Genomic DNA, 23,672 nt, shown 5'->3' with positions numbered 1-23,672 from the left:
AGCGCTCGGCGTTATTTTGTATCGAGTTGTAGCGATTGGACGTTCGTCCGTTCTAAAAAGGCGTTTGAAATCATGATCAATCCTGTGACGATGAACAGTGCGGAAAATCCGAAGTGTGCCACGATTTGGGATCCAAATAGCGGTCCGAGTAGATTTCCCATGAACTGAGCTGACTGATTATAGGAAAAGATCCTTCCGGTTGCAGCGGTTGGTGTATGCTGTCGCAGCAACGACTGAACGGATGGCATCAATGCGGCGGTCGCAAATCCAATCCCGAAGCGTAACAGAATGAGTTGGGTCGTCGAGGTGACGAATGCTTGCGGGATTAAGAATAAACTGTAGAGGAGCAGTGCCCAAAATAAGATCCGTTCTGCCCCGTATCGGTCCGATAATCGTCCGAGGCGTTGCGCCGAAAAGAGAGCAGCGAGCCCAGGGGCAGATGCGACAATCCCTGCCATGAAGGCAAGTGCGGTCGTATGCGGATTTAATTCACGTACATATAACGTCAAGAGTGGTCCGATTGATTGTGTTGAGAACTGGATGAGGAACGTTGTCACAAACAATCCGACAATCAATTGCGGATGCCGCAGTGAGGCGAAAATGGACTTCACTGAAGCGAGTTCATCACGTTTCACTGGGACAAAGTCTTCTTTTACGAACCAGAGCGTGATGAGAAATGTAAGGAAGAGTGCACTTCCGGTAAAGAGAAAAACGGATCGAAGCCCAATCCAGTCTGCAAGTAGTCCGCCGATGAGCGGGCCGAGTAGACCACCGGTGATTCCACCGGTCGACAAGGTACCGAGCGCCCAGCCACTTTTCTCTTTTGGGGTTTGGGAAGCGACTAAGGTGATACCGGCTGAGATAAATCCAGAAACGGCACCCATGAGTAAACGCAACCCGACCAGTTGATACACGTCTTGCACAAAACTAATGAGAAACATCACGATGGCCATTCCGAGGCTTGCTCGGATAAGCATCAACTTTCTTCCTTTTTGGTCAGCCAGACGTCCCCACATCGGGGAAACGATGGCGGCCACGAGGAACGTCGCGCCGAACGCGATCGCCGACCAAGTGACGACATGGTCAGGGTCCTTTACCCCGAGTTGTTCAATAAACAACGGCAGGAAGGGGAGGACGAGACTCATTGAAGCGGCGGTCAAGAAGCTACCGATCCAAACAACTATTAAATTTCGTTTCCAAAGAGGCATCGTAAGCGTCACGACCTTTCTTATTCAATTTGTAGTCAATACACTACATATTACACTTTGTGAAGTAAAAAGTCCAAAAAATGAGAAGGAAAGTTCCTTCTCATTGATTACTCAGTACGGTTATGTGATTCACTTGGCGAATGACCTGATCTTCATATAATACATAGACCGGTCCGTCAGCGAGTACTTTCCCGTCTTTTGAAAATTGTAAGTACACGCGTGATGCTTCGCTAAGCGACAGCGTCAACACTGTTTCTCCGTAAAAACGGACGTGTGTGGCCAAATCAATTGGTTCGGCATTGTTCAAAAATGGTGCGAGCGGCATCGCGAACGAATCGCGCAAAGCTGCGTCCTTGTCTTGTCGAGACATCGGCTTATTGTGGTCGATTCTTGTTCCTTGTGATAGACCATCGTCCCATGCTTTCCCCATTTTCGCATAGTAGGCCTCACGGTCATTCTCAGTCACAGAGTCCAATTCTTCAATCTTTCGTTTGCGGTCGTCAAAAATCCATACGGTCGGGTCAATCGTCAAACTGTGACGAACCGCTCCATCTAGTGGAAAAATCATGCTTACATCCCCCTTTATACACATTACACGTTTCATTATAGCGCTCTTTCTCTTAAAATGGAAAAGAGGAAGAATGTCGCAATCATCCATACTGTACATTGAATTATGATGAAAGATAATGTACAGTTGAGTTATGACAAACAGTCTGTCATCGTACGGAGGAGGGGTCGTAGTGGCGACAAATTTGGCTGCAATCCAACGGGAGCAAGCGCTTCAGTTACTCGAGGCGGATGCTGAAAAAATCCGTTGTCTGATTGAAGTACAGTTAGAAAACCTAAAAATGCCGAAGTGCCCGCTTTATGAAGAGGTGCTTGATACACATATGTTTGGACTATCGCGCCAAATTGATTTTGCGGTTCGTCTTGGACTCATTTCAGACATTGAAGGTAAAGGACTGCTCGATTCATTGGAACAAAAGTTGTCTGCCTTGGCAGAAGCTTCAGAATTATGAACCTTATACTCAAACTGTGCAAGTGGCGCTGTTTGAGTATTTTTTTATAAAGGTTGTCGGATTGTTTTACATAAGGAAGTGAATACATGAAAACACGGTTTCGGTATTTTGATTTTGCGTTGTTTTTGTCAGTGCTCTTACTCGTCGGGATCAGCTCGATCATGATTTACAGTGCGAGTGTTTGGAATCGTGGGGACTATGCGAATAGCAGCTTGTTCTATCGCCAGCTCGTCTACGTAGGAATCGGGATCTTTGTCTACTTGATTGCGACGCTGTTCCGCTATGAGATGTTTCGGAAGAAAGGCATTCGTCTCAGTCTCTATGCGGTCTCTGTCATCTTGCTATTTGTTACATGGGCGATGCCACCATTGAACGGGGCACGGGCTTGGCTCATCATCGGCGGATTTACCATTCAACCGGTCGAGATTGCCAAATTCGTTCTCATCATACTGCTTGCGAACTATTACCACGAGCTATGGAATAATGAGTTAAAAGGACTACCGGGGCGTCTCGCTCGGGCTGCCGTCGTGAAAAAAGGATGGCGCGCTCAAATCGGTGCTTTCTTCTTAGTACCGGTTCTTTTTTACTTCTCGTTCTACGCCATCGCCATCAATGGACAGCCAGACATGGGGGGATTATTCGTCCTCGGTTCCATCATGTTGCTCATGTGGTTCGGAGTCGGGGCACCCCTTCGAATTTTAATTCCTGGGATTTTAGCCGGTGTCGGTGCTGTGTTCTTATTGTTCACGACAATCTTCTCAGAGAATCAACGAAGCCGGATTGAGGTCGTGTTCAACCCGTTCATGGACCCAGAAGGATACGGTCATCAGTTGCTCATGTCGATCATCTCAATCGTACATGGTGGATTGACGGGTGTCGGGCTCGGGAACAGTTTTCAAAAGTATGGGTATTTACCAGAACCTGAAACCGACTATATTATGTCGATCATTGCTGAAGAGTTAGGGTTCTTCGGTGTGCTGACGGTTTTGGTACTGCTCTTCTTCATCGCGTTTCGCGCGATTCATATTGCCAATCATGCAGATAGTCATTTTGCGATGTTCGTCTCGTTTGGGATTGCATCACAAATCATCATTCAAACAGCCATCAATATCGGTGCGATGTCTGGTTGGTTCCCAGGGACAGGGGTGACCTTGCCGCTGGTCAGTTATGGGGGAACATCGCTGATCATGATGATGGGTGTTCTCGGGGTACTTAGTAGTATCTCGATGCGTAACCGTCATCGAGAAGCGACACGACGAGAAGAAATTCGGGTGAAGTCCGAAGAGAACGTTCAACGTTCATCGCTTCATGTGGTCAGGTAAGAAACATTTAAATCAATTTAACGGGGGGATTTCATTTGAAACCAATTAAAAAGTTACTTGTTGCAAACCGTGGGGAGATTGCCATTCGCGTATTTCGAGCGGCAACTGAGTTAGGCATTCGGACTGTAGCCGTCTATTCGCAAGAAGATAGCGGTTCATTACATCGCTTTAAAGCCGATGAAGCCTACTTGGTAGGACTCGATAAGAAGCCGATTGATGCGTACCTCGATATCGAAGGTGTCATTCGCATCGCCAAGGAGTCAGGCAGTGACGCGATTCACCCGGGATATGGATTCCTTTCAGAAAACATTGACCTCGCACGACGTTGCCGTGAAGAGGGCATCATCTTTGTCGGACCACACGAGTCACACTTGCATGCGTTCGGGGACAAAGTTCGGGCGCGTCAGAGTGCGATTGCTGCAGGTCTTCCAGTCATCCCAGGCTCGAACGGTCCACTCACATCGTATGAAGATGCAGAGGCGTTTGCGAACGAACACGGCTTCCCACTCATGGTCAAAGCATCGATGGGTGGCGGAGGACGCGGGATGCGTGTTATCCGTACAGAAGCAGAAATGAAAGATTTGATTGAACGTGCAAAATCGGAAGCAAAACAAGCATTTGGTTCTGATGAAGTGTACATAGAGAAATTAGTCGAACGTCCGAAGCACATCGAGGTTCAAATTCTCGGAGATGAGCACGGTCACATCGTTCACTTGTTCGAGCGTGACTGTTCAGTGCAGCGCCGACATCAAAAGGTCGTCGAAGTGGCACCGTGTGTGACATTATCCGAAGAATCACGTCAAGCGATTTGTGATGCGGCGGTTCAACTTATGCGTCACGTCGGATACGTCAACGCCGGTACGGTTGAATTTTTAGTGACGGAAGACGAATCATTCTACTTCATCGAAGTAAACCCACGCGTCCAAGTTGAGCATACGATCACAGAGATGGTCACAGGGTTTGATATTGTCCAAACGCAATTGATGATTGCACAGGGAGAATCGCTTCACGGTGATATGATTCAAATGCCGAAGCAAGAGGACATTAAACTTCTCGGTTATGCGATTCAATCACGTGTTACGTCAGAAGACCCAGGGAACAACTTCATGCCGGATACTGGGAAAATCATGGCATACCGTTCTCCAGGTGGTTTTGGTGTCCGTCTTGACGGCGGAAACGCGTACGTCGGTGCAGAAATTTCACCGTACTACGATTCACTTCTCGTGAAACTGTCGACGCATGGTATGACATTCGAACAAGCCGCTTCGAAAATGGTCCGAAACTTGAACGAGTTCCGAATTCGTGGAATCAAGACGAACATCCCATTCTTGATTAACGTCATGAAGCATCCGAACTTTATCAATGGGGACTACAACACGTCATTCATCGATGAGACGCCAGAACTGTTCGTCTTCCCGAAACGAAAAGACCGTGGTACGAAGTTGTTGAACTATATCGGCGATGTGACAGTGAACGGATTCCCAGGAGTCGGTCTGAAAGACAAACCGATCAGCCGCTCGGTACGTATCCCGCAAGACCTACCGACAGAAGCAAAACCGGGAACGAAACAAATCTTGACGGAACTCGGTCCAGACGGCCTGGCTGACTGGATCAAACGTCAACCGGAACTGTTATTGACGGATACGACGATGCGAGATGCGCACCAGTCATTGCTCGCGACGCGCATGCGGACGCAAGACATTCTCAATATCGCAGAGCCGACAAGCAAACTGATGCCAGAATTGTTCTCAGTCGAAGCATGGGGTGGAGCGACGTTCGATGTCGCATACCGCTTCTTGTCCGAAGACCCATGGGTACGTCTCATGAAGCTTCGTGAGAAGATGCCGAACGTCTTGATTCAAATGTTGCTTCGCGGCGCGAACGCGGTCGGGTATAAAAACTATGCGGACAACGTCATTGAGAAGTTTGTGCATGAAGCGGCGTATGCAGGAGTCGACGTATTCCGAATCTTCGACAGTCTTAACAACCTAGAGTCGATTCAATTAGCAATCGATGCGACGTTACCGACAGGGAAAGTAGCGGAGGCAGCGATTTGTTATACAGGTGACTTGTATGACGGAAACCGTCCGAAATACCATCTTCCGTACTACATTGACCTTGCGAAAAAACTTGAGGCGAGTGGTGCCCATATTCTAGCCATTAAAGATATGGCCGGCTTATTGAAACCAGAATCAGCCTATGCGCTCGTCTCAGCATTGAAAGATGCGGTCGATTTGCCGATTCACTTGCATACACACGATGCTTCAGGGAACGGGATCTTCACTTACGCACGCGCGACGGATGCTGGTGTCGATATCGTCGACGTTGCCGCAAGCTCGATGTCAGGGATGACATCGCAACCTTCAGGTGGAAGTTTAGTCTACGCGCTCAACCACCACGAACGTCAACCGAAGATTGACCCGAAACAATACGAAGTGATCAGTGATTACTGGCAAGACGTGCGCCACAACTACGAACCGTTCGAAAGTGATATGCGCGCACCGCATCCGTCTGTATACGAACACGAGATGCCAGGTGGTCAATATTCGAACCTTCAGCAACAAGCGAAAGCAGTCGGGCTTGGAGACCGTTGGGGAGAAGTGAAGGCGATGTATGCCCGTGTCAACATGTTGTTCGGTGATATCGTCAAGGTCACCCCTTCTTCGAAAGTCGTCGGTGACATGGCGCTCTTTATGGTGCAGCACAACTTGACAGAAGTGGATGTGATGACGCGTGGCCATCAACTCGACTTCCCAGACTCGGTCGTCGAGATGATGCGCGGCGAGTTAGGTACACCTCCTGGCGGTTTCCCGAAAGATGTCCAACAAGTCATCTTAAAAGGGGAGGAGCCACTGAACGTTCGTCCTGGTAAACTGATCAAGCCATATGACTTTGAATCAGCACGCCAAGAGTTGTTCGAGAAGTTTGAGCGACCGGTCACAGACTTTGAGCTTCTTGCCCACGCGCTCTATCCAAAAGTATACGAAGACTATGTCAAACATACGACGACGTACGGTGACGTATCCGTCCTCGACACGTTGACGTTCTTCTACGGATTAAACGTCGGTGAGACGATTCAAGTGGAAATCGAGACAGGGAAGACGTTGATCATCAAGCTCGTACAAGTGAGTGCGGCAAACGAAGATGGCATTCGTCTCGTCTCTTATGAGATGAACGGCGTACCGCGTGAGATCGAGATTAAAGACGTGAACGTCAAATCCGCGACAACAAGCCGTCCGAAAGTGGACCGTTCGAACCCGAAACAAGTCGGTGCCTCGATGCCAGGCTCTGTTTTGAAAGTGTTGGTCGAACCAGGAAGTCGTGTTCATCGTGGAGAGCAGCTACTCGTTACGGAAGCGATGAAGATGGAAACGACGATTCAGGCAGCACAAGATGGCGAGATCAAAGCCATCCATATTAAAGAAGGCGACACAATACAAAGTGACGACTTGTTGATTGAATTTGTATAATCAAAAGAAGCATAGTTCGCTATGCTTCTTTTTTGTAGATGGGAGTGGGAATGATGAAACGAGTATGTTGGTTTCGATCGGATTTTAGATTGACCGATAATCATATGCTTCACCGGGCGCTGAACGATATGGAAGAGGGGGATGACCTCGCTTTCGTCTTTTGGCTAAACCCGAAATATTGTGACCCGTTCGAAGTCCGTCACGATTATTTCTTCTCGACGATGCGAACGTTTATGGATGATTTGGAAACAAAAGGGTTGGGGCTTCGAGTGCTCGTCGCGGAAACGGAGAAGGATTTCGTGGAACAGCTCGGGGAGATAGATGCTCTATATTTCAATGCGGAGTATGTAGAACCGTTCAAACAGCGAGACGACCGTGTCATCGAGGCACTTGGTGAAGACGTGAAAGTCGTACGACTCCTTGACCGGCATCTGTTTCATCCCGATGCGTTCAGTACGAAGAGTGGAGACCCGTATAAAGTGTTCACGCCGTTCAAAAAAGCGGCTTATGCTGAGCAACCGCCGAAACCGTACGATGTCGATATCGATCGGTTAACGGATTTCATCAGCTCGAAAAACGAGCAGCCGAAAGAACTGAAAGACTTGTTCAAACGCTGTGAGCGAGAGTGGAAAGGCTTAGGGGAGACCGAGGCGAAGAAACGGTTGACGCGTTTCGTCAATGATCGGATGGTCGATTATGATGAAAAACGTGACATCCCGAGTATTGCTGGGACGAGTCGATTATCCCCATACTTACGGACCGGTGTATTATCGATTCGCACGATCGCCGAGCAGGTGCTGGCTACAAAAAAATCTAAAGGACGCGACACGTATTACGACGAATTGTTGTGGCGTGAGTTTTATTATATGGTGATGGCGAAGTTCAAAGGGTTGAAAGATCAACCGTTCAATGACAAATACAAATCGCTCGAATGGGAAGATGATGAGGAACAGTTCGAAAAGTGGTGTAACGGGGAGACGGGTTATCCAATCGTCGATGCGGCGATGCGTCAATTGAACGAGACCGGATGGATGCACAACCGCCTACGCATGATTGTCGCATCTTTCTTGACGAAACACCTTCTTCTCGATTGGCGGAAAGGGGAAAGGTATTTTGAACGAAAGTTGATTGATTACGAGGCCTCTTCGAATATCGGGGGTTGGCAATGGGCCGCCTCGGTCGGGACGGACGCGGTTCCGTATTTCCGTATCTTCAATCCGACGACGCAATCTGAACGGTTCGACCCAGATGGGACGTTCATCCGGAAATATGTGCCAGAGCTAAAAGATGTGACAGACAAATCGATTCACTTTCCGGATCCGTCAGAGCGAGACAATTATGCGATGCCACTCGTCGATCATAAAGAAGCGCGAGAGCGTGCCCTCGAACGATTTAAAGAATTGTAAACAAAAAAGCGCCGCGGCGCTTTTTTGTTTACTTATCCGTTCATGTCTTTTAATTGTGAATCAATTTGTCGGTCCGTCGAACGGTACGCGTGGTAAGCGAGATAGGACAGGATGCCGAAGTAGCAAGTGATCAAGAATGCATGGAGGAGTGGCACGTACGTGGCGTGTCCACCGAGTACGATCCATGCGCCAGTCCCGACTTGAAGAAGAATGAAGAAAAGAGACGCCATCATGCCGCGTTCGATTAATCGATTCATCTCTTTTCGAGCAAGATAGAGGACATACAACGTGTACAAGACAAGTAGTCCAGCCATCACACGGTGACCCATTTGAACATAAGACTCAAATGTCCACACTTCTTGTTCACAAATCGGCCAACCGACACAAGCATATGTAGCACCGAGGTGACGGACATAGGCTCCTGTGTACACGACAACCATCGTGTAAATCGAAAGACCGTAAAGATGAGATCTCAACCGTTTGGATACGACTTTATGCTCTCGGTCACCCTCGAATAATAGAATCGTCAAAATGAGTAGCGATGCAAACGAGACGAGAGAAATTCCGAAGTGAAGGGCCAAGATGGCATCTGATTGTTGCCAAATAACCGCCCCTGCTCCGATAATCGATTGGATGAGCATAAAGATAAATGCGAGAAACGCAAAGATTTTCACATCGACACGATGTTTGACCGCGATGAACGTCCAAATGGCGAGTGCGATGATCAAGAGACCTTCGATTCCCGAGACGACGCGGTGACTGTACTCAATCATCGTCTCAACACTTGGATTGGTCGGAATCAACTTACCGTGACAGAGTGGCCAGTCAGTCCCACAACCATCCCCTGAGTCTGTCTTCGTCACGGTTCCACCCATGATGAGGACAAGCATCATTCCGAGGGTGACAAACCCTGAGAAAAACGCGAGTTTTTTATGCATGCAATACCACCTGCTTCTAATCAAAATCCGTTAAAAATGTACCTTGTTTATTTATATTTTTTTCGCCATACTTATTATACGGCTTTCCGTTCAAAAAACGAAATGGAAAAGCTTGCAATCGTTATCAAAAACGTTATTCTAATATTAGTAAGGCACATAAGGTGTGACAAATATCACACTATAGACACAAAAAACTCGCTATTTTACAAGCATAAAGGGCGTATTTTATAAAAAAATATGGTATCTTTGTAGAGAGTTAAGTGTATTTTGTTCATATTGTGTTTTTTCTGTGAAGAGAATGCGAGGATTTCGTGATTATGTGGGGGGGTCAGTATGACAAAAGTCAACCCAGGAATGACCGTAGATGTAGAATATACAGAGTCAACGTCATTCCGAGATTACGTCGCCTTAGCGAAAATGGGAATCGTTCGCGCCAACTTGATGTTGGTGTTTGCAGGTTTCTTCGTGGCAGCGACGTATCAGAGCGATACGCCAGTCCTTTATTTGTTTGAAGTTTGGCCACAGCTCTTATTAACGATGTTAGGAAGCGCACTCGTGATTTCGGGGAGTTGTTACCTAAACAACTTTGTGGACCGAGATATCGATTACTTAATGGATCGTACGGACAATCGACCGAGTGTAAACGGCAAGATTTCAGGGGAGAAGATTTTACTCCTCGGATTGACACAACTTGCGTTAGGAACTCTGTTATTGCTCCTTGTATCGTACGTCGCCGCTGTATTCGGTTTAATCGGGGCATTTTTTTATGTCGTGATTTATACGATGTGGCTGAAGCGTACGAGTACGCTCAATACGGTCGTCGGTAGTATTTCGGGAGCCGTTCCACCGCTCATCGGTTGGGCAGCACTTGATCCGAACTTGTATATTGATGCGTGGCTCATGTTTCTTGTCATGTTCTTATGGCAACCACCTCACTTCCTAGCGCTCGCTATGCGACGCACGGAAGAGTATCGAGCGGCAGGCATTCCGATGCTTCCGGTCGTGAACGGATTTGCCATCACAAAACGGCAGATCATCTGGTGGATTGCGACGCTGATTCCGGCATCGCTCTTATTTATGCACTATGGTCTTGTTTACTTGACAGTCGCAGCCGGTTTAGGGGGCTACTGGTTGTATCTCGGATTGAAAGGATTCAATGCCGAGGACGAAATTAAGTGGGCAAACAAAATGTTCTTCTATTCATTAATTTATTTAGTCGTGTGGATTATCGCGCTGATTTTGACAGCAGCAATGGCATAATCGCACTCACTATATAGAAAACCATTACACATCATTTTGGGAGAAAGTGGGGATTGTTGTGAAATCATTTAAGAAGCTTCTGTTTGGCATCGTCCCGATGATGATGTTCGCAGTCCTGTTGTCAGGTTGCGGTCAAGAGGGATTGTCTGCATTGAAGCCGATGGGAGAAGGGGCTGAGCTTCAGCTCCGCATCATTCTCATCAGTTTGGCGATCATGCTCTTCGTACTCATCATCGTATCGGTCATTTACGTGTACGTGCTCATGAAGTTCCGTCGGAAAGATGAATCGATTCCGAAGCAAGTTGAAGGTAGCAGTACACTTGAGATGATTTGGACAGTCGTTCCGATTATCCTTCTCATCATTCTCGCTGTTCCGACAATCACAACGACTGTCGAACTCGCGAAAGCGAAAGAAGCGAAAAAAGAAGAAGAAATCAACGTTACAGCAAACTTGTACTGGTGGGAATTTGAATATCCAGAAGCAGGTGTTGTGACAGGTCAAGAACTCGTCATCCCAGTTGGAAAACGAGTCGGCATCAACTTGACATCAAAAGATGTCATTCACTCATTCTGGGTACCGGCTTTATCTGGTAAAACAGATACGAACCCAGGACTTGATAACGAAATGTGGTTACATGCAAATGAACCAGGTACTTACTACGGGAAATGTGCAGAGCTTTGCGGTCCGTCACATGCCCTTATGGACTTTAAAGTCATCGCGCTCGAGCAAGAAGAATATGATCAATGGCTTGCTGACATGAAAGCCAAGCAAGACGAGAACGGTGAGAAACTCGTCGCAGACAATACGAACTTGACGACAGGTGAAGCTGTGTATGTCGAAAGCTGTTTGAGCTGTCACGGCGGCGGTAAAGTTGCACCAAGTTTAACGAACTTCGGCGATCGCGAGTGGCTCGCAGGTTACCTCGAAAACAACGAGGACAACTTGAAAGAGTGGATTCGTAACCCGCAAGATAAGAAACAAGGGGCTCTCATGCCAGGTTTCAATGAAGGTCAAATCAGCAACGAAGAATTAGACGCACTCGTTGACTTCTTGTATGAGCAGAAGATTGACTAACGGGAAAAGGGGGATTTCACGTGGCACAGACCACTGCAATGCAGCAATCGCGTAAATACAATGGCATCATGGATTGGATTACGACGGTTGACCACAAAAAAATCGGTATTTTGTATTTGTTCTCAGGAATCTTCTTCCTCCTTCTCGGTGGAATTGAAGCATTACTGATTCGTTGGCAACTTGTTAAACCAATGAACGATTTCGTCAGCGGTGAAACGTTTAACCAATTGATTACGATGCACGGGACGACGATGATCTTCCTAGCGGCGATGCCGATGCTATTCGGTTTCATGAACGCCGTCGTACCACTTCAAATCGGGGCACGCGACGTTGCGTTCCCATTCATTAACTCATTAGGTTTTTGGTTGTTCTTCTTCGGTGGAGTCATGCTTAACTTGAGCTGGTTCTTCGGAGCAGCACCGAACGCAGGGTGGACAGCTTACGCTCCACTTTCGACACAACCGGAAGCGACAGGGGTAGACTTCTACGCCCTCGGTCTTCAGATTTCAGGTTTCGGTTCATTGATGGCCGGGATTAACTTCCTCGTCACCATCTTGAACATGCGTGCGCCAGGTATGAAGCTCATGCGCATGCCGCTCTTCACATGGACGACTTTCGTTGCATCGGCATTGATCGTCTTCGCATTCCCGCCACTTACGGTCGGATTGTTCATGTTGATGTTCGAACGACTCTTCGGAGCCGCGTACTTTGACCCAGCAATGGGCGGGAACGTTGTCATCTGGGAACACCTTTTCTGGATCTTCGGTCACCCGGAAGTATACATTTTGATCTTACCGGCATTCGGTATTTTCTCGGAAATCATTCCAACATTTGCGCGTAAACGCCTCTTCGGTTACACGACGATGGTCTTTGCAACAATGCTCATCGGTTTCCTTGGATTCATGGTTTGGGTTCACCACATGTTCACAGTCGGTCTGGGTCCAGTTGCGAACTCGATCTTCGCTGTTGCGACGATGGCAATCGCTGTACCGACCGGTGTTAAAATCTTTAACTGGCTCTTCACACTGTGGGGCGGTCAAATTAAATTTAACGTGGCGATGCTTTACTCAGTCGCGTTCATTCCTTCATTCCTCGTTGGTGGGATGACAGGGGTTATGCTTTCAGTCGCACCAGCCGACTACCAGTACCACGACAGCTACTTCGTTGTCGCTCACTTCCACTACGTTATCGTAGGTGGGGTTGTATATGGTCTCTTCGCAGGTCTTTACTACTGGTTCCCACTCATGTTCGGAAAAGCCCTTTCTGAAAAGCTTGGATACTGGCAGTTCTGGTTGTTCTTTATCGGTTTCCACTTGACGTTCTTCCCGCAACATTTCCTCGGATTGTTCGGTATGCCACGTCGAGTCTTCACGTACCTCGGTGGTCAAGGTTGGGATACACTTAACACGCTCTCGACAGCCGGAGCATTCTTCATGGGTGTATCAACGATTATCTTGCTCATCGCTGTCGTGAAAGCCTTCTTGTCAAAAGAACGCGTCAAACCAGACCACTGGGGAGACGGGCGTACGCTTGAGTGGACACTTCCTGTTCCAACTCCAGAGTACAACTTTGCACAAACGCCACTCGTCAAAGGACTTGATACGTTCTGGCTCGAGAAAATGGCAGGTAACAAACGCGTGTCAGTCGCTGAGGAAGTTTCGGACATCCACATGCCGAACAACTCGCTCATTCCGTTCTTCATGTCACTCGGCCTCTTTATCGCAGGACTCGGTGCCATCTTCCAGATGGATAACACAGTCGTCGGTTGGTCATTGATTGGATTTGGATTAGCGATGACGTTCGTCTCGATGTTCCTACGTTCTTGGATTGACGATCACGGCTACTACATTCCGAAGTCACAAGTCGAAGCAGACTTGAAAGCGATTCGTGAGAAAGGAGAACAATAAATGGCACATGCAGTAGAAAAACACCCAGTGACCGGTATCCCGGCCAATCCAGAGAAAGCAACACTGGAAGGGAAAAATAAATATGTGGCCTTCTGGTTCTTCCTTGGTGGAGAGACAGTCCTCTTCGCCTCGCTCTTTGGAACGTACGTTGGTCTCTTGAACTCTGGTGCGCCAGAGGAGTTACGCTCGTATAACATTTTCGAAATGGAGCTCGTCTTCATCATGACGATGCTCCTCCTCACAAGTTCACTGACAAGTGTCCTTGCGATGATGAACATGAAAGCAAACAATCCAGGGCGTATGAAGCTTTGGTTGATTGTGACGCTCCTTCTTGGTGCAGGATTCCTTGGTGCTGAGATTTACGAGTTCATTCACTACTACCACATCGGTCACACGTTCACGTCGAGCGCATTCGGTTCAGCCTTCTACACGTTGGTCGGCTTCCACGGCGCGCACGTTACGTTCGGTCTCCTTTGGATCACGACACTCTTGATTCGCAACTGGAACCGTCCAATCGATGTGTACAACGCTCCGAAGTTTTATGTATCAAGTCTTTACTGGCACTTCATCGATGTTGTTTGGGTCTTCATCTTCTCAATCGTCTACCTCTTAGGGATGGTGAACTAATATGGAAAAACGAGCAATGAACGAATCGCACAAACAATTAGAGCTTGAAGTAAAAGCAGAATCGAAGCGCGAGTATCAACTTCAGTTGATCAGCTTCGCCATGATGATTTTACTCACGTTCGTGGCATTCGGTGCCGTCTATGCGGAACTGATGCCAGTCTGGGCAGCAGGTGGTTTCTTAATCATCTTGGCGGTCATTCAAGTCTTCCTACAGTTGTATATTTTCATGCATATGAATAACCGTGGGAACACATGGATCGTCGGCATGATGTGGTTAGGTATCTTCATCGCCATCATCACGGTCGCAGCACTACGCTTACTCATTTGGTAATTGTGACAAAGGATTGAACATCTGTGGAAACACGGATGATTCGGTCCTTTTTCCTTTACTTCAAAAATGAATGAATAGTAATCTTGAAGTGAACGGTTTCAAAGGTTAGGAAGAGAAAGAAAAGGGGTGAACGGATGCTCTGGAATACGTCGGAGCTGCTCAATCAATTTGATTGGCTCACGTTATGGAGTCCGCTGTTCGGATTGCTCATGGTCGGGATTTATGTGTTATACGCCGTCGTGACAGAGAGAATGGCGAAGCGAGGATATGCCTCGACCACGTTATTACAAAAGTTTAGTATGTTGTTTGCGATTGTCTTGTATTATATCGGTTTCGGAAGTCCAATCGATGTGTTGGCACATATCATTTTATCGGTGCATATGTTCCAAATGGTGCTCGTCTATATTTTGGCACCGGCACTCGTCGTTTATGGTCTACCGTACTGGGTGTTTGAAAAAGTACTTAGCTTTAAATTCATTGGGCCAACGTTTAAGTTTTTAACAAAGCCACTCATCGCGCTCATTTTATTCAACGCATTATTCTCGATTTATCACATGCCGGTCGTATTTGACTATGTCTTGACGAACTATGGCGTACACCGCATCTTCCACGGTGCATTAGTCGTCTTTAGTTTGACGATGTGGTACCCGGTCATCGTTCCGCTAGTGACGGACGAAGAGGAAGGCATGTCCGACTTAAAACGAATGGTGTATATTATCGCCAATGGAGTGTTGTTAACACCAGCCTGTGCGCTCATCATCTTCAGTCAAACGACGCTATATAACGCGTATACGGACCCGGAGACGTTCGCTAGGGTACTTGGATATTGTCTACCGAATGGGGACGTGTCGGGGATTAACTTAGAGGCGCTCATGGGAGCGACGAACAGTGCCCTCGAAGATCAACGATTCGGTGGCGTCTTGATGAAACTCGGTCAAGAGATCGTTTACGGCTTCTTCTTCGGCTGGACGTTCTTCGGTTGGGTACGCCGTACGAAATCTCTTGCGCTCGATGAAGGCATGTCTTTCACTCCGCAAGAAACAAACGAGAAAAATTAAACAGAACAAAAGGGGAAACATTGATGAACTATCTTGCCTTAATTAGTGTGTCATTCATTGTCATCAGTGCGATTCTTGTCGCCATCGGATGGGTGATTATCGCAAAAGACCGCAGCAACATCGAAAAACATAAGAAAGTGATGACGGCGGCCGCGATTGCAGCGACGACGTTCTTCATCCTTTACGTCTCACGTACCATCTTTGTCGGGAACACGGCATTCGGGGGACCAGATTCTGTCAAACCGTTCTATCTCGGCTTTATGATTTTCCATATCCTACTCGCGACTACAGGTGGCGTCCTCGGTTTGATCACCTTGTATCTCGGTTATAAAAACAAGATTGAGAAACACCGTAAAATCGGACCGAAAGCATCAGTGATTTGGTTCTTCACAGCGATCACAGGTGTGACGGTTTATATTCTTCTCTATGTGGCATATGACCCGGGTGAAACGACGAACGTATTCCGCGCGATAATCGGAGGATGATCCATAGAGAGGGAGAGTTGTATGAAACGGAATAGCTATATGACGGTCGGTTTGACCGTCCTGACGCTCGTTGTCATCGGAGTAGCCGTGTATTTTGTATTCTTCAACCAAGACGACTTGCCGGTCATCCAAGAGCCAACCCCGTTCACATTAACGAACGCATTGAATGAAGAAACATACAATTCCGATAATGGAAAAGTAAAAATTGTCACATTCTTTTATACGAACTGCCCTGATATTTGTCCGCTCACGCTACGTGATTTTATGAAGCTTGAGAAAGCGTTGAAGGCAGAGAATCTATACGGTTCAGACGTAGAGCTCGTCGCCATCACGGTCGACCCGAAAGTGGACACGGTCCCCGTACTCAAAAACTACGGGGAAGCGTTCCAGGCGGAGCCAAACGGATGGAAGATGTTGACGGGAGATCAGGTCGACATTGACCGAATCACACGACAGCTACAATTTTATTATTCGAAGGCGAACAGCGGGCTTGTGACGCATGCGACGACGATGTACGTCATCGACCGTCATCATGATGTTCGTGCCGTCGCTCAGATGGCGACAGCAGGGGATGAACCCGTTGATATCGAATCTATCATGGAGGACGTTAAAGTACTCGCGAATGAAAAGGAGTGATCACCATGAACGATACGATGGCTGTGATTGGGAATGACTATTCATACGGAGACGTGACGATCGCGGAACGGGCGATAGAGGATTTGATCGCATGTAGCGCCATTGAGTTCGGCTTAAAAGAAGTGAAAGTCGTGTCTCGATCGAAAGACCATTATGATTATCAAATCATTGCCTCTTTACCACTCGTCGAGGCGGAGCGATTGTATCGCTACGTTCGAGACCAATTTGATTTATTGCTCGGTCAGGTCGATGTGACGTTGACCATCATTGCGACCAACTAATATAAGCCCACAGAAGCGAATTTGCTTCTGTGGGCTTTGTTTTATCATCGTATTTTTTAGTGAGCTTGATAAAGGATTAATATCCTATTTTTTTGTGAATCATGAAAAAGTTCTGCGAAGAAGCAATATCCATTTTCAAAGTCATCTAAATCTGCTTCATTGGAAAGTACGATGTGTGTCCTGAATGACTCGTTCCATTGGGATCGGATATTGCTGATTGCTTGAGGCTCTAATAGATCTCTATCTTTCATTTGATAAGTTGAGATATAAAGAGTCTGTATTTGATTAGAAAAAATCATTTGTTCCAATTCACGAATTGAATCAGGAAGATGAATCATTTTTAACTGGATGCGTGATGCTTCGGTGCATAAGAGGTTACTCTCTTTTTCAAGATAGATTGAATTCTTCAAGGTTCTGAACCTCCGATATAGCCCAAAAAGAAACCCCTTTGCTTATGCAAGGGGTTTGACTTCTAGTGTTTCTGCGAGTGCTTTTAGGCGACGTTCGCAGTCGCGGACGATTTCTTCTGGGAAGACTTCATCGTATTCAACACCGTGTGGATAATAATGCTTCCCTAAAATCGGTGTGAGCATTTTAACTACAGCGTGACGATCTTCGATTTGACCTTCAATGGCGTATACAGGTAAGCGAAGATAGAATGTTTCGCCAGTCGATTGTTTCTCATATTTCATATCATACGTGGCACGCTCATAATCCCAAGCACCTTCACGGATGAAATGATGATGATCCATGATCGTCTCGAGCAAACCAAAACGGATTTCTTTTCCCTCGATGTGGAACTGCTCAAATTTCATCATAATCCCCCTTTTCGAATAAACCTCATATGTCATCATACCATATTCAAAAACGTTCTTGGAATAACGTGTGTTCAAATTGTGAAAAAAAGATGAACGATTGATCAGCTTAATGTTGATAAATATTCTTCGATTTTTTGAGGGAGTTTTACCCCGAGTGGGAGCAGTCCTTCCGAACCGAAAAAGACGTTGAATTCCAAAATATAGAATCCTTCTTCCGTCACAATAACGTCAAACGCTGCGTGGTTGATGTGCAACGTATTCGCAATCGATTGAACTTCTTTGACGACGTCTTCCGGAATGTCTTCGTACGAGAAGTTAGCTCCTTGGGCGACGTTATTCAAAAACGCCTCACTGACGCGCCAATACGCACCGACGACTTCTTCACCAATAATGATGACTCGTAAATCACGATCATTTGGGATGAACTCTTGGACATAGAACGTATCATGGTTCTCGACATACTCTAACCAGTCTTGGTCGTTCTTAATCAACCATACCCCTTGTCCCATAGAGGATTTGGCTTTTTTGGCAACGAACGGATAGTGGAACTCTTCCAACACGCGTTCAATCGTGTATGGATTTTTTCCGTAAATGAGCGTCTTCGGAATACGGTGAGGATACGTCGCTTTAAAGGCACGTGTCATTTCGATTTTGTCGTGCCCGAGATGATATGTCGCCGGAGATGGGAAAATGGCTTTGTTCATTCCGTAAATGATGGAGTTGACCATCCAGTACTCGGGGAACAAAACGAGGTCAGCTTCGCGTACTTTATCGAGTTGATCATAATAATATTCAGGCTTCGCATAATCCGTCTTGATTCCGGCTGATCGAATCATATTAAAAGAAACTTTTTTCATATACAGACGCACTGGGTACGTCTATTCACTTCCTTTCTACATTGAACGCCTTGCGGTCAACTTCAATTATAGTGTGGATTGCTTACATAGGGAAACAATTGTGGTAAAATCATGGCAGAAAGGGTGAGGGGTATGATAATCACTGAACAGACGATTGCCCTGCTCGATCAAACTGAAGAATTGACCGATTTGATTGAAGCAAGCGAATCGTTTCAAACATATATTCAAACGAAAGCGGCACGTCTCGCATCACAAGAAGCGAAGGAAATCGAGCGCGAGTTCCTAAAGATGAAAGAGGACTATGAGTACGTCCAGCGGTTCGGGAAGCACCATCCGGACCACGATCGTATCAAAAAAGAGATGCATCTCATCAAACGTCGTCTTGACGTTCAGCCGGAAATTGCTGCGTTCAAAAAAGCAGAACGAAGCTTGGATAAGTTGTTAGGGGAAGTGAGTGAACTATTAGCTCATTCAGTCTCTCCTAAAATCAAGGTCCCGACTGGTAATCCATTCTTTGACGAAGGTGGATGTTCCGGTGGTGGCAGTTGCGGAGGAGGCGGAAGTTGTGGATGCGCCGTCTAAGTTGAATGAACGGATCGGGTTCGTCGTATACGTGAATTCCTTGAAACAAGTGAAAGCGTTAAGACGTTATGCGAATCTGTACTTTGTCTCAAAACGAGAGAAGTATGCGTTTCTTTATACAGACCTCGAAGGTCATGAAGCTGTACTCGAACAAGTAAAGGCATTGCCGTTCGTGGAAGCGGTCGTTCGGAGCGAGCGTCCATTCATTTCCGAAACGTACGAGACAAAATCGAAATAAACAAAAAGATGAAGGTGGCATCACCTTCATCTTTTCTGCTGGAGGGAAAGACATGCGTGTCATATCTGGAGAACGAAAAGGGACCCGTTTAAAGGCGGTCCCAGGAACGGCTACGCGGCCGACAACAGATAAAGTAAAGGAATCGTTATTCAACATCATTGGACCCTATTTTTCTGGTGGGAAAGCGTTAGATCTCTATGCGGGCAGTGGTGGACTTGGCATCGAGGCGTTGTCGAGAGGGTGTGACGAAGCGGTGTTTGTCGACCGTCAACCGAAAGCCGTGCAAACGATTCAAGAAAACTTGCGGGCGACCCATTATGAAAACAAGGCGAACGTGTATCGCCAAGACGCCAAGGCGGTGCTCGAGCAACTTCGCGCACAGAAGGAACAGTTTAAGCTGATCTTTATGGATCCCCCGTATCATGCGGAAGAGCACGAGAATTTCTTACGACTGATTGATGAATCTGACATGTTGATTGATGTTGGCGTCATCGTCTGTGAACACGGGAGCGACGTGACATTGCCGGAACGTATCGGACGACTTGAACGAATTAAAGAACAGCGATACTCAGAGGTGATCACCATCAGCTTTTATGAGTATGCATCGATTGAGGAGTGAAACAAATGAAGCGGATTGCGATTTGCCCGGGGAGCTTTGACCCGATCACTAATGGACATTTAGACATTATCGAACGAGCGGCGGCCATCTTTGACGAAGTCATTGTCGCCGTCCTTGAAAATTCCAGCAAGGCCCCACTATTTGATGTGGAAGAACGATTAGCACTCATCCGAGAGGTGACGACACATCTTCCGAACGTGTCGGCTGACGCGTTCGGTGGACTTCTCGTCGAGTACGCTGCGGAGCGAGAAGCGGCAACGATTGTGCGTGGATTACGGGCCGTATCTGATTTTGAATATGAACTTCAAATCGCATCAATCAACAAGAAATTGAATGAGAACGTAGAAACATTATTCATGATGACGAACAGTCAATATTCATTCCTCAGTTCGTCCATCGTAAAAGAAGTAGCGAAATATGGCGCATCAGTCAGTGAACTCGTCCCAGAGCAAGTCGAAGTCGCGTTACGTAAAAAGTATCAAGTGAGTTCGGGACAATGAAATCACTAAAAATCGGGCTTGGTCTGCTCATCACTGTTCTTCTATTTCTCTTCGTTCCGCTCCCTTATTACATTTCTTCACCAGGTGCCGCAACGTCGATTGAAGAGTTCCTGACCGTCGAAGGTGGCGAAAAGGATGAAGGGGAACTGATGATGGTGACCATTTCACAACGGAGAGCGACACCGTTTTGGTTAGTGGAGAGTTGGGTCACACCGTTCACAGAAGCCAATTTATCTAGTCGTTATTTATACGATGGAGAAAGCGAGGCGGACTACGACAGACGTCAACAACTTTTGATGGACTCCTCTCAACAAGCGGCAATCCAATATGCTTATGAGCTCGCTGACGAAGAAGTGACGGTCGATTTTGAAGGAATTTACGTCTCTGCGCCGATTCCGGGCTCTCTCGCTGCCAACGTCTTAAAGCCGGGTGATGTCATTACGGCAATCAACGGCATGTCATTTGCGACACGTATGGACTTTTTAAATCGGGTGATGGAATCGGATGCCGGTGATGAAGTCGAGCTGACAATCGAGCGAGACGGGGAGGAGCGTGTCGTGCAGACGCTTATTCAACCGATTGACCAGAGTGGTGACCGCGTCGGGATTGGTATTTATGAGCCACTCCCTGTCCAGGAGATCACAGCAGACCCTAAAGTCGATGTCGCTTTGACAAATGTCGGGGGACCGTCCGCAGGATTGATGTTCACGTTAGAAATTTATGACCAGTTGACACCGGGCGATTTGGCGAATGGAAAGCGAATCGCTGGCACAGGAACCGTCGATGAGGAAGGAAATGTCGGACCAATCGGAGGCGCGTGGCAAAAGATTGTTGCAGCGGACGAGGAAGGGGCCGAAGTCTTTTTCGTCCCGGCCGGTTCAAATTATGAGGAAGCGCTTGAATCGCGTGACCGTCTCGACAGTGACATAGAAGTCGTCCCTGTCAAGAAGGTCGAAGATGCAATCCGTTATTTAGAAGAGATGAACTGAGGTCGCTGGCGGTGTTCGATCAATGTGTCGTTATGAAGCGGCAGTCGATACGCCTCAGTGACACGCGCTTCAAAATCGAGCCGTTCATCGTATTTACCGATGAGCGGCAATTCTTGTTTCACATCCCGTAATGCCACACGACCGATGTCATTAAACGCGAGCGGTCTCACGTAGGGAACATCATCAAAGCGAGTCGGTGCTTCTTCTTTTAACCAGTGCAGAAGAATGGACACGAACGCTCGTTGAATCGATGTGCGTGTATAGCGACGTGTCGAAACGGATGTGAGGGCATGTTCAAACGATGTTTCGAATCCGGCTCGTTTAAGGCGAGGTGCGAGGGACGTGTCGATGCCGACGAGCTCGCTCAACGTATGGAGCGGCAACGTGCGGAGTTTGTATTGTAAGACGTGCCAAAACAGTTCCCAATGCGTCATCGATTGCGACTGGAACATCGCTTCTGTCGATGCCGGAACGGCACGAACTTCACCCGTTTCTAGGTAATGGGCCCGGATGCCGGTGGCCGACATGACGTCTGTGAGTGAGGTGTCGTGATAATCTGCCCCGAGACGCTTCACCGTATGTAACTGAATCGTCTTTGCTGCTTTGGCGTAATGATACGCCAAAATATTGTTAGGGCGTGTCAAATCAAACGACGGATAGACGGTGCGGAAAGCCCGACTTGAAGCTTGCGCCGACGAATGACCCTCTTGTAGTGCTTGGTGGAGTGCCTCTTTATATAGAGGTGTCTCTTCGACATTTGACTGCGCTGCATGAAGAATGGCGTCGACATCTCCGCTTTCGCTTCCGAATGATAGCGTTTGGCATCGGAGTTGTTCGGCGATTGAGACGGCAGACATGGCGAAGCGATCCGCCCGTTGTACCCCATACTTGGTCGGTAGTTCGACGACGAGGTCGATTGCCCCGCTCTCGACGGCCGCTCTTGCCCGTTTCCACTTATCGAATGAGGCTGGTTCTCCTCGTTGAGTGAACTGGGCACTCATGATGGCAATCATGGCATCAGCCCCGGTTTCTTGACGTGCGGTTTGCGCTTGATAATAGTGTCCGTTGTGAAACGGATTGTACTCTGCGATAATGGCCGTCTTTTGCATGATTTACTCCTTTGCATTGTCGTATGGATTGGTGTAAGATGAGTAAGTACGCTTTGGCAAAGCGCCGTCGTCAACTGATTTTAGTGTAAAGAAAAAACATTGACAAAACAAGTTGGCCTATCTATAATTCATATTGTTGCAATTGAGGTGATTCGGATGAAATGGTCTATTGCACAGCTACTTAAGCTCCGAAACCAGGGTGACGGTTTTACGATCGATGAGATGGTAGAACTACCAGAGCTGACTCAGCTCCATCCGGATATCCGTTCGATTCGCCCGGTGCATGTGCACGGGGATGCATCGTTCACATCTAATCAAGTTACATTCAATCTGAAGATTCAAGGTGATCTGACGTTGCCAGATGCGCGAACGTTAGAAGACGTCACTTATGAATTTGATATTGAATCGCTCGAGCCTTTCTTTTTGGAGAATGGGCGTTATACGGAGCAATTCGATGACGTGAATTTGCCAGAAGGAAATACAATCAGTCTTGTACCGATTGTAAAAGAGCTCATCATGTTAGACGTCCCGATGCAAGTTTATGGGAACGAAACAGACAAAACTCAGGTTGAAGGGGAAGGCTGGACGCTCACTGACGAACAGCCGGATGCCCAACCAAAAATTGACCCGCGATTCGCGGGACTGGCCGACCTGTTCTCGAAAAAAGAGAACGAGGAAGGTTAACTTTTCAAGGAGGTGGACAACGATGGCAGTACCATTCCGTAGAACGTCGAAAACTCGCAAACGTCTTCGTCGTACTCACTTCAAACTCAACGTACCTGGTATGAACGAGTGCCCGAACTGTGGCGAAATGAAACTTTCACACCGTGTTTGCAAATCTTGCGGACATTACAACGGTAAAGAAGTAACAAGCAAATAATGCGAGAAGAAGTGATCTGATATCAGGTCACTTCTTTTTTTGTTTGTCATTTTTGGG

At 47.2% G+C, this 23,672-nt stretch carries 27 protein-coding genes; 20 read left to right on the top strand and 7 right to left on the bottom strand.

Going from position 1 to position 23,672, the window contains the following annotated elements; translation table 11 throughout:
• Positions 1 to 11: 11 nt before the first annotated feature.
• Both PJK55_RS05330 and PJK55_RS05325 read right to left on the bottom strand, forming a co-directional pair.
• Complete coding sequence (locus tag PJK55_RS05330; protein WP_214819565.1) at positions 12 to 1,208, bottom strand: multidrug efflux MFS transporter; 1,197 nt, start codon at positions 1,206 to 1,208, stop codon at positions 12 to 14.
• A 100-nt stretch (positions 1,209 to 1,308) separates the two neighbouring features.
• Entirely contained in the window at positions 1,309 to 1,776 is a 468-nt protein-coding gene (locus PJK55_RS05325; protein ID WP_224860578.1) for a hypothetical protein, read from the bottom strand.
• 172 nt (positions 1,777 to 1,948) lie between these two features.
• On the opposite strand from PJK55_RS05325, the gene PJK55_RS05320 reads away from it, so the two are divergent.
• From PJK55_RS05320 to PJK55_RS05305, 4 genes are all read left to right on the top strand, one after another.
• On the top strand, positions 1,949 to 2,227 hold the full coding sequence (locus PJK55_RS05320; RefSeq protein WP_015881276.1) for a YlaN family protein: 279 nt from the start codon (positions 1,949 to 1,951) through the stop codon (positions 2,225 to 2,227).
• Positions 2,228 to 2,313: 86 nt separating this feature from the next.
• Positions 2,314 to 3,549 (top strand): FtsW/RodA/SpoVE family cell cycle protein, encoded by a 1,236-nt coding sequence (locus tag PJK55_RS05315; protein ID WP_271305034.1) that lies wholly within the window; start codon positions 2,314 to 2,316, stop codon positions 3,547 to 3,549.
• A gap of 35 nt (positions 3,550 to 3,584) precedes the next feature.
• On the top strand, positions 3,585 to 7,019 hold the full coding sequence (locus PJK55_RS05310) for a pyruvate carboxylase (protein WP_271305033.1): 3,435 nt from the start codon (positions 3,585 to 3,587) through the stop codon (positions 7,017 to 7,019).
• A 53-nt stretch (positions 7,020 to 7,072) separates the two neighbouring features.
• The gene (locus PJK55_RS05305) at positions 7,073 to 8,425 is read left to right on the top strand and encodes a cryptochrome/photolyase family protein (protein ID WP_271305032.1); all 1,353 of its coding nucleotides are present in this window, start codon (positions 7,073 to 7,075) and stop codon (positions 8,423 to 8,425) included.
• Positions 8,426 to 8,457: 32 nt separating this feature from the next.
• On the opposite strand, the gene PJK55_RS05300 is transcribed toward PJK55_RS05305, so the two are convergent.
• A complete protein-coding gene (locus PJK55_RS05300) occupies positions 8,458 to 9,363 on the bottom strand; it encodes a COX15/CtaA family protein (protein ID WP_271305031.1) in 906 nt (301 codons plus the stop codon).
• Between the two features lie 333 nt (positions 9,364 to 9,696).
• On the opposite strand from PJK55_RS05300, the gene cyoE reads away from it, so the two are divergent.
• The 9 genes from cyoE to PJK55_RS05255 all read left to right on the top strand — a co-directional run bounded on the left by cyoE (position 9,697) and on the right by PJK55_RS05255 (position 17,023).
• Positions 9,697 to 10,623, top strand: a complete 927-nt coding sequence (gene cyoE, locus PJK55_RS05295) for a heme o synthase (RefSeq protein ID WP_214783949.1) — start codon at positions 9,697 to 9,699, stop codon at positions 10,621 to 10,623.
• A gap of 58 nt (positions 10,624 to 10,681) precedes the next feature.
• Entirely contained in the window at positions 10,682 to 11,698 is a 1,017-nt protein-coding gene (gene coxB / locus PJK55_RS05290) for a cytochrome c oxidase subunit II (RefSeq protein ID WP_442899489.1), read from the top strand.
• Positions 11,699 to 11,736: 38 nt separating this feature from the next.
• Positions 11,737 to 13,605: a cytochrome c oxidase subunit I gene (gene ctaD / locus PJK55_RS05285; protein ID WP_214784093.1), complete on the top strand. Its 1,869-nt coding sequence runs from the start codon at positions 11,737 to 11,739 to the stop codon at positions 13,603 to 13,605.
• Positions 13,606 to 14,232 (top strand): cytochrome (ubi)quinol oxidase subunit III, encoded by a 627-nt coding sequence (locus PJK55_RS05280; RefSeq protein ID WP_015881284.1) that lies wholly within the window; start codon positions 13,606 to 13,608, stop codon positions 14,230 to 14,232.
• Between the two features lies 1 nt (position 14,233).
• Complete coding sequence (locus PJK55_RS05275) at positions 14,234 to 14,563, top strand: cytochrome C oxidase subunit IV family protein (RefSeq protein WP_214698117.1); 330 nt, start codon at positions 14,234 to 14,236, stop codon at positions 14,561 to 14,563.
• Between the two features lie 134 nt (positions 14,564 to 14,697).
• Complete coding sequence (locus PJK55_RS05270; RefSeq protein ID WP_214691744.1) at positions 14,698 to 15,621, top strand: cytochrome c oxidase assembly protein; 924 nt, start codon at positions 14,698 to 14,700, stop codon at positions 15,619 to 15,621.
• Positions 15,622 to 15,644: 23 nt separating this feature from the next.
• Complete coding sequence (locus PJK55_RS05265) at positions 15,645 to 16,106, top strand: DUF420 domain-containing protein (RefSeq protein ID WP_214691745.1); 462 nt, start codon at positions 15,645 to 15,647, stop codon at positions 16,104 to 16,106.
• Positions 16,107 to 16,127: 21 nt separating this feature from the next.
• On the top strand, positions 16,128 to 16,742 hold the full coding sequence (locus PJK55_RS05260) for an SCO family protein (RefSeq protein WP_271305030.1): 615 nt from the start codon (positions 16,128 to 16,130) through the stop codon (positions 16,740 to 16,742).
• Positions 16,743 to 16,747: 5 nt separating this feature from the next.
• Positions 16,748 to 17,023: a hypothetical protein gene (locus PJK55_RS05255; RefSeq protein ID WP_214691747.1), complete on the top strand. Its 276-nt coding sequence runs from the start codon at positions 16,748 to 16,750 to the stop codon at positions 17,021 to 17,023.
• 56 nt (positions 17,024 to 17,079) lie between these two features.
• Here PJK55_RS05255 and PJK55_RS05250 read toward each other — a convergent pair whose 3' ends face one another.
• From PJK55_RS05250 to PJK55_RS05240, 3 genes are all read right to left on the bottom strand, one after another.
• Entirely contained in the window at positions 17,080 to 17,433 is a 354-nt protein-coding gene (locus PJK55_RS05250; protein WP_271305029.1) for a hypothetical protein, read from the bottom strand.
• 42 nt (positions 17,434 to 17,475) lie between these two features.
• Complete coding sequence (locus PJK55_RS05245; protein WP_015881291.1) at positions 17,476 to 17,838, bottom strand: YugN family protein; 363 nt, start codon at positions 17,836 to 17,838, stop codon at positions 17,476 to 17,478.
• A 104-nt stretch (positions 17,839 to 17,942) separates the two neighbouring features.
• The gene (locus tag PJK55_RS05240) at positions 17,943 to 18,677 is read right to left on the bottom strand and encodes an ATP-grasp domain-containing protein (protein WP_271305028.1); all 735 of its coding nucleotides are present in this window, start codon (positions 18,675 to 18,677) and stop codon (positions 17,943 to 17,945) included.
• A gap of 153 nt (positions 18,678 to 18,830) precedes the next feature.
• Here PJK55_RS05240 and PJK55_RS05235 point away from each other — a divergent pair, with 153 nt between their 5' ends.
• From PJK55_RS05235 to PJK55_RS05215, 5 genes are read left to right on the top strand one after another with little or no spacing between them, the layout of a single operon-like run.
• Positions 18,831 to 19,280: a YlbF family regulator gene (locus PJK55_RS05235; protein WP_015881293.1), complete on the top strand. Its 450-nt coding sequence runs from the start codon at positions 18,831 to 18,833 to the stop codon at positions 19,278 to 19,280.
• Positions 19,234 to 19,518, top strand: a complete 285-nt coding sequence (locus PJK55_RS05230; RefSeq protein ID WP_243834772.1) for a YlbG family protein — start codon at positions 19,234 to 19,236, stop codon at positions 19,516 to 19,518. Before PJK55_RS05235 ends, PJK55_RS05230 begins: the two co-directional genes overlap by 47 nt.
• Positions 19,519 to 19,570: 52 nt before the next feature.
• Positions 19,571 to 20,137, top strand: coding sequence for a 16S rRNA (guanine(966)-N(2))-methyltransferase RsmD (gene rsmD / locus PJK55_RS05225; protein WP_074034920.1), 567 nt, complete (start codon positions 19,571 to 19,573; stop codon positions 20,135 to 20,137).
• A gap of 5 nt (positions 20,138 to 20,142) precedes the next feature.
• Positions 20,143 to 20,637 carry a pantetheine-phosphate adenylyltransferase gene (coaD, locus tag PJK55_RS05220; protein ID WP_214691751.1) on the top strand — a complete coding sequence of 165 codons (495 nt, stop codon included), beginning with the start codon at positions 20,143 to 20,145 and terminating at the stop codon, positions 20,635 to 20,637.
• A complete protein-coding gene (locus PJK55_RS05215; protein ID WP_271305027.1) occupies positions 20,634 to 21,626 on the top strand; it encodes a SepM family pheromone-processing serine protease in 993 nt (330 codons plus the stop codon). The genes coaD and PJK55_RS05215 overlap by 4 nt, the downstream gene beginning before the upstream one ends.
• Here PJK55_RS05215 and PJK55_RS05210 read toward each other — a convergent pair.
• A complete protein-coding gene (locus PJK55_RS05210; RefSeq protein ID WP_271305026.1) occupies positions 21,605 to 22,735 on the bottom strand; it encodes a tRNA(Met) cytidine acetate ligase in 1,131 nt (376 codons plus the stop codon). The two genes, PJK55_RS05215 and PJK55_RS05210, sit on opposite strands and share 22 nt — an antisense overlap.
• A gap of 156 nt (positions 22,736 to 22,891) precedes the next feature.
• On the opposite strand from PJK55_RS05210, the gene PJK55_RS05205 reads away from it, so the two are divergent.
• Both PJK55_RS05205 and rpmF read left to right on the top strand, forming a co-directional pair.
• Positions 22,892 to 23,419 carry a YceD family protein gene (locus tag PJK55_RS05205; protein ID WP_074034907.1) on the top strand — a complete coding sequence of 176 codons (528 nt, stop codon included), beginning with the start codon at positions 22,892 to 22,894 and terminating at the stop codon, positions 23,417 to 23,419.
• A 22-nt stretch (positions 23,420 to 23,441) separates the two neighbouring features.
• Positions 23,442 to 23,615: a 50S ribosomal protein L32 gene (gene rpmF / locus PJK55_RS05200; RefSeq protein WP_015881300.1), complete on the top strand. Its 174-nt coding sequence runs from the start codon at positions 23,442 to 23,444 to the stop codon at positions 23,613 to 23,615.
• Positions 23,616 to 23,672 lie beyond the last annotated feature (57 nt).

The sequence above is a fragment of the Exiguobacterium sp. MMG028 genome (genome assembly GCF_027947425.1).
Lineage (GTDB): Bacteria > Bacillota > Bacilli > Exiguobacteriales > Exiguobacteriaceae > Exiguobacterium > Exiguobacterium aestuarii_A.
This window is presented reverse-complemented; position numbering and strand designations above follow the sequence as displayed.

What these genes read in the sequence shown, in the direction of transcription:
- PJK55_RS05330 (WP_214819565.1), bottom strand. Translation starts at nt 1,208, where the DNA reads ATGCCTCTTTGGAAACGAAATTTAATAGTTGTTTGGATCGGTAGCTTC.
- PJK55_RS05325 (WP_224860578.1), bottom strand. Translation starts at nt 1,776, where the DNA reads ATGATTTTTCCACTAGATGGAGCGGTTCGTCACAGTTTGACGATTGAC.
- PJK55_RS05315 (WP_271305034.1), top strand. Translation starts at nt 2,314, where the DNA reads ATGAAAACACGGTTTCGGTATTTTGATTTTGCGTTGTTTTTGTCAGTG.
- PJK55_RS05305 (WP_271305032.1), top strand. Translation starts at nt 7,073, where the DNA reads ATGAAACGAGTATGTTGGTTTCGATCGGATTTTAGATTGACCGATAAT.
- PJK55_RS05300 (WP_271305031.1), bottom strand. Translation starts at nt 9,363, where the DNA reads ATGCATAAAAAACTCGCGTTTTTCTCAGGGTTTGTCACCCTCGGAATG.
- cyoE (WP_214783949.1), top strand. Translation starts at nt 9,697, where the DNA reads ATGACAAAAGTCAACCCAGGAATGACCGTAGATGTAGAATATACAGAG.
- ctaD (WP_214784093.1), top strand. Translation starts at nt 11,737, where the DNA reads ATGCAGCAATCGCGTAAATACAATGGCATCATGGATTGGATTACGACG.
- PJK55_RS05280 (WP_015881284.1), top strand. Translation starts at nt 13,606, where the DNA reads ATGGCACATGCAGTAGAAAAACACCCAGTGACCGGTATCCCGGCCAAT.
- PJK55_RS05275 (WP_214698117.1), top strand. Translation starts at nt 14,234, where the DNA reads ATGGAAAAACGAGCAATGAACGAATCGCACAAACAATTAGAGCTTGAA.
- PJK55_RS05270 (WP_214691744.1), top strand. Translation starts at nt 14,698, where the DNA reads ATGCTCTGGAATACGTCGGAGCTGCTCAATCAATTTGATTGGCTCACG.
- PJK55_RS05265 (WP_214691745.1), top strand. Translation starts at nt 15,645, where the DNA reads ATGAACTATCTTGCCTTAATTAGTGTGTCATTCATTGTCATCAGTGCG.
- PJK55_RS05260 (WP_271305030.1), top strand. Translation starts at nt 16,128, where the DNA reads ATGAAACGGAATAGCTATATGACGGTCGGTTTGACCGTCCTGACGCTC.
- PJK55_RS05255 (WP_214691747.1), top strand. Translation starts at nt 16,748, where the DNA reads ATGAACGATACGATGGCTGTGATTGGGAATGACTATTCATACGGAGAC.
- PJK55_RS05245 (WP_015881291.1), bottom strand. Translation starts at nt 17,838, where the DNA reads ATGAAATTTGAGCAGTTCCACATCGAGGGAAAAGAAATCCGTTTTGGT.
- PJK55_RS05240 (WP_271305028.1), bottom strand. Translation starts at nt 18,677, where the DNA reads ATGATTCGATCAGCCGGAATCAAGACGGATTATGCGAAGCCTGAATAT.
- PJK55_RS05235 (WP_015881293.1), top strand. Translation starts at nt 18,831, where the DNA reads ATGATAATCACTGAACAGACGATTGCCCTGCTCGATCAAACTGAAGAA.
- rsmD (WP_074034920.1), top strand. Translation starts at nt 19,571, where the DNA reads ATGCGTGTCATATCTGGAGAACGAAAAGGGACCCGTTTAAAGGCGGTC.
- coaD (WP_214691751.1), top strand. Translation starts at nt 20,143, where the DNA reads ATGAAGCGGATTGCGATTTGCCCGGGGAGCTTTGACCCGATCACTAAT.
- PJK55_RS05215 (WP_271305027.1), top strand. Translation starts at nt 20,634, where the DNA reads ATGAAATCACTAAAAATCGGGCTTGGTCTGCTCATCACTGTTCTTCTA.
- PJK55_RS05210 (WP_271305026.1), bottom strand. Translation starts at nt 22,735, where the DNA reads ATGCAAAAGACGGCCATTATCGCAGAGTACAATCCGTTTCACAACGGA.
- PJK55_RS05205 (WP_074034907.1), top strand. Translation starts at nt 22,892, where the DNA reads ATGAAATGGTCTATTGCACAGCTACTTAAGCTCCGAAACCAGGGTGAC.
- rpmF (WP_015881300.1), top strand. Translation starts at nt 23,442, where the DNA reads ATGGCAGTACCATTCCGTAGAACGTCGAAAACTCGCAAACGTCTTCGT.